The organism is Streptomyces sparsus (assembly GCF_054776295.1).
In genome coordinates this window covers 1-5,707 of sequence record NZ_BAAHCA010000261.1, presented here as the reverse complement: position 1 = coordinate 5,707, position 5,707 = coordinate 1, and the positions used below count along the sequence as shown (strand labels likewise).

Below are 5,707 nucleotides of genomic sequence, written 5' to 3'. Positions count from 1 at the left end.
GGGGCGGGCCGGCCAGCCCGCGCCGTCGGCTGGACGGTCGGCTTCCGGTGCGGTGGGTCCGTCAGCGGCCGGAGGCGCGCAGATCCGGGGGCAGCCAGTCGAAGGACTGCGCGCTCGGCCGCTCGCCGGGCTTGTACTCCAGGCCGATCCAGCCGTCGTAGCCGGCCTTGTGCAGCCGCGTGAGCAGGTCGGCCGTGTCCAGGCCGCCGGTGCCCGGAGCGCCTCGGCCGGGGCAGTCGGCGATCTGCACGTGCCCGGTGCGCGGTGAGTGGCGCTCGATGACCTCGGCAAGGTCCTCGCCGTTCATGGCGAGGTGGTAGAGGTCCATCAGGAAGCGGGCGTTGCCCAGGCCGGTGGCGGCGTTCACCCGGTTCACGACGTCCATCGCGGCGGGCGCGCTGACCAGCGGGTACTGCGGCGACTCGGGCCGGTTGAGCGCCTCCACCAGCAGTACCGCGTCGATGCTGTGGGCGGCGCGGGCGGCGAGGGTGAGGTTCTCCAGGGCCAGCCGGTCCTGCCCGGCCGGGTCGGCCCCCTCGACGCGGTTGCCGTAGAGAGCGTTGAGGGCCCGGCAGTCGAGCGAGTCGGCGAAGTCGACGGCCACGTCGATGTTCGCCCGGAACCGCTCGGCCTCGGTGCCCGGCACGGAGAGCGCGCCGCGGTCCGGGCCGGGGAGGCGGCCCGCGTAGAAGTTCAGCCCGGTCAGCCGGGTGACGGCGTCCCGCAGCGCGTCCCGCAGGGCGTTCAGTTCGGAGGCCGCCGGGGTGGGGGTGTCGGGCCACGGCCACCAGAGCTCGACCGCGTCGAAGCCGGCCGCCGCCGCGGCGGCCGGCCTTTCCAGCAACGGGAGTTCGGTGAAGAGCAGGGAGAGGTTCACTGTGAAGCGCGTGTCCGGGGAGACCATGGAGCCGGCACTCCTTCCGTATTGCGGAAGTTGGTTTCTATGTGGTGGAAGAGTGCAGGTGTTTCGCTCGGGATGTCAAGAGGGTCCGTGTCCCTCGCGGTGATGCACGCCCTTGGTGAGCCGGACGCGCAGGGTGGCGGCCCGCGGTCTCCGGGGTACGTTGAGCGCGTGCGAGTCAAAGTGGAGTTCACGACTGAGCCGTTCGATCTGGACGAGGCCCCGCAGCACGCGGTGGTGGCCCGCGAGGTGGTGCAGGCCGCGGACCTGGACGCCGTTGACGTCGGCCCCTTCGGCAACACCGCCGAAGGCTCGGCCGAACACGTCATCGCCGCCGTCTCGGACCTGCTGCGCGAGACCCTGCGCGCCGGAGCCACCCGGGTCTCGCTCCAGCTGAACGTGGTGCCTTCCGGGCCGGAAGCGGGCGAGACCGGGCCGGGCGGCGCGGCGGACGGGACCGGAGCGGGCGAACCGGGGGTCAGCGCATGAGCGGCGTGGAGGAACACCCGTTCGCCGCCGCCGTCCGTCCGCTGGTGGACGCCATGGGCGGCGAGATGCTCGCCCCGGAGGGCGCCGAGGGCGACGACGTGGTGCTCAGCTGGGAGGGGCGCGAGGTGCTCGCCGTGCGACTGCCGCACCTCTCCGACTCCCTGGACCACCTGCTCGCGGACCTGGAGCGCCGGCACGGCAAGCCGCTGCGTGAACTGGACCGCAAGACCAAGCAGACGGTGGTGCGCATACTCGAGACCCGCGGCGCCTTCTCCGTGCGGCACGGCGTGGAGACCGTCGCGGGTGCGCTGGGCGTCAGCCGCTTCACCGTCTACAACTACCTGAACAGGGAGAACGCCCAGGGCGCCGGGAGCGCGGCCAAGGGCTCCGGCAAGGCGGAGAAACCTGCGGGGGGCGAGGGTGGGAGTGCCGCCGGAGCCGAGGGCTGAGGCCGCCCGCCCGTCGCCGGCACGATCCGTCCATCCCCCGCGGGCGGCGGGTGACCCCTTGGCGTGACCGGCGTTCTCGCCCCGCCCCGTCGGAGTGTGCGCACCCCTGGTGACCGGTGCGGACGTGTCCGCCGTGAGCCGCTGCCCGAGCGCCGGGCGGCGGCTTTCCCGTCGAAGAGTTTCAACAAAGTGTTGACGCCGTGCGGTCGGCGGCGTTTAGCTGTTCCCAGTCCGCACCGCACCACGGCCAGGAAAGGCCTCCCGTGAGTTCCAGCTCCACGCCGGGTCTCACCCGGTTCAACACCGCCGAGGAGAGCGACGCCCGGGCCTCGCTCCTGGAGGTCTGCGCCTCGACGGCCTGGGTGCAGCACATGCTCACCCGCAGACCGTTCCGCGACGCGGCCGCCCTGTTCACCGCCAGCGACGCCGCCATGGCCGAACTCGACGAGGGCGGCCTCGCCGAGGCCATGTCCGGCCACCCGCCCATCGGCCGGCCCAAGCCGGGCGACCCCACGTCCTCGCGCGAACAGCGCGGCATGGCGGGAGCGCCGGAGGACCTCAGGGCCGAGATGCTCGAACTGAACCTGGCCTACCAGAAGAGGTTCGGCCACGTCTTCCTGATCTGCGCCACCGGCCTCACCGGGGAGCAGTTGCGGGACGCCGTCCGCGAGCGGATCGAGAACACGCCGGAGCGGGAACGCGAGAACGTGCGCACCGAGCTCGTCAAGATCAACCGCATCCGGCTGACCCGCCTCGCAGAAGGAGCCTGACCGATGAGCACCGACCCGACGACCGCCGCGACCTCGGTGTCCACGCACATCCTGGACACCAGCATCGGACACCCGGCCGCCGGAGTCGCCGTCCACCTGTCCGCCCGGCGCGGACGGGACGGAGACTGGGCCCCGAACGGCACGTCCACCACGGACGCCGACGGGCGCTGCAAGGACCTGCCGGCCCTGCCGCCGGGCACCACCCACGCGCGGCTCCACTTCGAGGTGGAGCCGTACTTCTCCGACCAGCAAGCCGAGGAACAGCAGGACGCCCCCCGCGTAAGGGACAGCGCCCCTGAGAAAAGGGAGAGTGGCGGGTTCTTCCCCGAGGTGGCGATCGTCTTCGCCGTCCACCCGGGCGAGCACTACCACGTACCGCTGCTGCTCAACCCGTTCGGCTACTCCGTGTACCGAGGGAGCTGACACCCATGACTGCTACTTCCCGTTCCGCCACCGCACGTCCGGCCCGCCACACCGTTCTCGGCCAGAACCAGTACGGCAAGGCCGAGAACCGCGTCGTCAAGATCACCAGGGACGGCGACACCCACCACATCAAGGACCTCAACGTCTCGGTCGCGCTCTCCGGCGACATGGACGAGGTGCACTACTCCGGGTCCAACGCCAACGTGCTCCCGACCGACACCACCAAGAACACCGTGTTCGCCTTCGCCAAGGAACACGGCCTCGAGTCGGCGGAGCAGTTCGGCATCCACCTGGCCCGGCACTTCGTGGAGTCGCAGGAACCGATCAAGCAGGCCCGGATACGGATCGAGCAGTACTCCTGGGACCGCATCGAGAGCTCCGACTCCCGCTCCCGGTTCATCGGCGCCGACCAGGTGCGGCACTCCTTCGTCCGCAACGGCCAGGAGACCCGCACCGCCCAGGTCACCTACGACGGCGAGAACTGGGAGATCCTCTCCGGCCTCAAGGACCTCACCGTCATGAACTCCACCAACTCGGAGTTCTGGGGCTACGTCAAGGACCGGTACACCACCCTCAAGGAGGCCTACGACCGGATCCTCGCCACCTCGGTGACCTCCGTGTGGCGGCACAACTGGACCAGCGACGAGCAGCGCATGCCGCAGTGGGAACGCAGCTACCAGCAGGCGAAGCAGCACATGCTGGACGCCTTCGTGGAGACGTACTCGCTCTCGCTCCAGCAGACGCTCTACCAGATGGGCTCCCGGGTGCTGAACGGCCGCGGCGAGATCGACGAGATCCGCTTCTCGCTCCCCAACAAGCACCACTTCCTGGTCGACCTGGAACCCTTCGGCCTGAAGAACGACACCGAGGACGGCGCCGTCTACTACGCGGCCGACCGCCCCTACGGCCTCATCGAGGCCACCGTGCTGCGGGACGGGGCCGAGGCCCGGATCCCGGTCGACATGACCAACCTGTAGTCCCGACCGGCCCGTGGTGCGCCGCCCGGCGGCACACCACCCACCCCCACGCCCGCGCCGGCGTACACATGCACGGGGGAGAGCGGGGGCATCTGCGCACCACCCCGGCGGACCCGGTCGGCACCCCGCTCGACCTCCGGGCCCGCAACCGAAGTCACGGAAACACGAGGTACATCCCATGACTGGTTCGGCTGCACCGCGCAGCACCGCGGTGACCCGCACGGTGATCGAGAACTGCGCGATCGCCACCGTGGACGCGCAGGACACCGAGTACGCGTCGGGCCACGTGGTGGTCGCCGGCAACGTCATCGAGTCGATCGGGCCCGGCCCCGCCCCGCGGGACCTGCCGGACGTGGTGCGCCGCGTCGACGGCACCGGCCACCTCGCCACCCCCGGCCTGGTCAACACCCACCACCACTTCTACCAGTGGCTCACCCGGGGGCTCGCCCAGGACGCCAACCTGTTCGACTGGCTCGTGGCGCTCTACCCCACCTGGTCCCGCATAGACGAGGACATGGTGCACGCCGCCGCGCAGGGCTCACTGGCCGTGATGGCCCGCGGCGGTGTCACCACCGCCATGGACCACCACTACGTCTTCCCGCGCGGCTCAGGCGACCTGCTCGGCGCCGAGATACGCGCCGCCCGTGAGACGGGCGTGCGCTTCACCGCCGCCCGCGGTTCCATGGACCGCGGCACCTCCGACGGCGGACTGCCACCGGACTTCGCGGTAGAGACCACCGAAGGCGCACTGCTCGCCACCGAACAGGCCGTGGACACCCACCACGACGCGTCGTTCGGCTCCATGCTGCACATCGCGGTCGCGCCCTGTTCACCCTTCTCCATCTCCACCGACCTGCTGCGGGAGGGCGCCGAACTCGCCCGGCGCAAGGGCGTGCGGCTGCACACCCACGGATCGGAGACGGTGGAGGAGGAGAAGTTCTGCCACGAGCTGTTCGGCATGGGCCCCACCGACTACTTCGAGTCCACCGGCTGGCTCGGCGAGGACGTGTGGATGGCGCACTGCGTCCACATGAACGACTCCGACATAGCGGCCTTCGCCCGCACCGGGACCGGCGTCGCGCACTGCCCGTCCTCCAACGCCCGGCTGGCGGCCGGCATCGCCCGGGTGCCCGACATGCTCGCGGCGGGCGTGCCCGTCGGGCTGGGCGTGGACGGCACGGCGTCCAACGAGTCCGGTGAACTGCACACCGAGCTGCGCAACGCCCTGCTCATCAACCGGCTCGGCGCGCACAAGGAGAAGGCGCTCGACGTGCGGCAGGCACTGCGGCTCGGCACCTGGGGCGGCGCGCAGGTCCTCGGCCGGACGGCGGAGATCGGCTCGCTGGAGGCCGGCAAGCTCGCCGACCTGGTGCTGTGGAAGCTCGACGGCATCGGCCACTCGACCATCGCGGACCCGGTCGCCGCCCTGGTACTGGGCCCCGCGGCCCCCGTCGCCCTCTCACTGGTCAACGGCCGCACGGTCGTCGAGGACAACCGGCTGACCACCGTCGACGAGGAGGGCATCGCCCGCCGGGCCCGTGCCGAGGCCGAGCGACTCGCCCGGATCGCCGCAGACGCCGACTGACCCCACCGCCGCCGGAGGCGGACACCCCAGAACCCCGGCCGGGAGGGACGGCTCCCGGCCGGTGGTCCAGGACCCGAGCGGGGTCCTGGACAGCAGACGAAGCGGGGGGGGGG

7 protein-coding genes are annotated in these 5,707 nt (G+C 71.5%); 6 read left to right on the top strand and 1 reads right to left on the bottom strand.

The genetic code is table 11. The features are described from left to right. Positions 1–61 precede the first annotated feature (61 nt). Positions 62–904, bottom strand: coding sequence for a TIM barrel protein (locus ACYVE9_RS13860; protein WP_461028133.1), 843 nt, complete (start codon positions 902–904; stop codon positions 62–64). Between the two features lie 168 nt (positions 905–1,072). On the opposite strand from ACYVE9_RS13860, the gene ACYVE9_RS13855 reads away from it, so the two are divergent. From ACYVE9_RS13855 to ACYVE9_RS13830, 6 genes are all read left to right on the top strand, one after another. Further along, positions 1,073–1,390, top strand: coding sequence for a YkoF family thiamine-binding protein (locus tag ACYVE9_RS13855; protein ID WP_461028132.1), 318 nt, complete (start codon positions 1,073–1,075; stop codon positions 1,388–1,390). Continuing rightward, a complete protein-coding gene (locus ACYVE9_RS13850; protein WP_461028131.1) occupies positions 1,387–1,839 on the top strand; it encodes a helix-turn-helix domain-containing protein in 453 nt (150 codons plus the stop codon). The genes ACYVE9_RS13855 and ACYVE9_RS13850 overlap by 4 nt, the downstream gene beginning before the upstream one ends. Positions 1,840–2,102: 263 nt before the next feature. After that, positions 2,103–2,609 (top strand): 2-oxo-4-hydroxy-4-carboxy-5-ureidoimidazoline decarboxylase, encoded by a 507-nt coding sequence (gene uraD / locus ACYVE9_RS13845; RefSeq protein ID WP_461028130.1) that lies wholly within the window; start codon positions 2,103–2,105, stop codon positions 2,607–2,609. Between the two features lie 3 nt (positions 2,610–2,612). Next, positions 2,613–3,032, top strand: a complete 420-nt coding sequence (gene uraH, locus ACYVE9_RS13840) for a hydroxyisourate hydrolase (protein ID WP_461028129.1) — start codon at positions 2,613–2,615, stop codon at positions 3,030–3,032. 5 nt (positions 3,033–3,037) lie between these two features. Next, positions 3,038–4,009, top strand: coding sequence for a factor-independent urate hydroxylase (pucL, locus tag ACYVE9_RS13835; RefSeq protein WP_461028128.1), 972 nt, complete (start codon positions 3,038–3,040; stop codon positions 4,007–4,009). Positions 4,010–4,187: 178 nt separating this feature from the next. After that, positions 4,188–5,594, top strand: coding sequence for an 8-oxoguanine deaminase (locus ACYVE9_RS13830; protein WP_461028127.1), 1,407 nt, complete (start codon positions 4,188–4,190; stop codon positions 5,592–5,594). The last annotated feature ends 113 nt before the right edge of the window (positions 5,595–5,707 follow it).

What these genes read in the sequence shown, in the direction of transcription:
- ACYVE9_RS13860 (WP_461028133.1), bottom strand. Translation starts at nt 904, where the DNA reads ATGGTCTCCCCGGACACGCGCTTCACAGTGAACCTCTCCCTGCTCTTC.
- ACYVE9_RS13850 (WP_461028131.1), top strand. Translation starts at nt 1,387, where the DNA reads ATGAGCGGCGTGGAGGAACACCCGTTCGCCGCCGCCGTCCGTCCGCTG.
- uraH (WP_461028129.1), top strand. Translation starts at nt 2,613, where the DNA reads ATGAGCACCGACCCGACGACCGCCGCGACCTCGGTGTCCACGCACATC.
- pucL (WP_461028128.1), top strand. Translation starts at nt 3,038, where the DNA reads ATGACTGCTACTTCCCGTTCCGCCACCGCACGTCCGGCCCGCCACACC.
- ACYVE9_RS13830 (WP_461028127.1), top strand. Translation starts at nt 4,188, where the DNA reads ATGACTGGTTCGGCTGCACCGCGCAGCACCGCGGTGACCCGCACGGTG.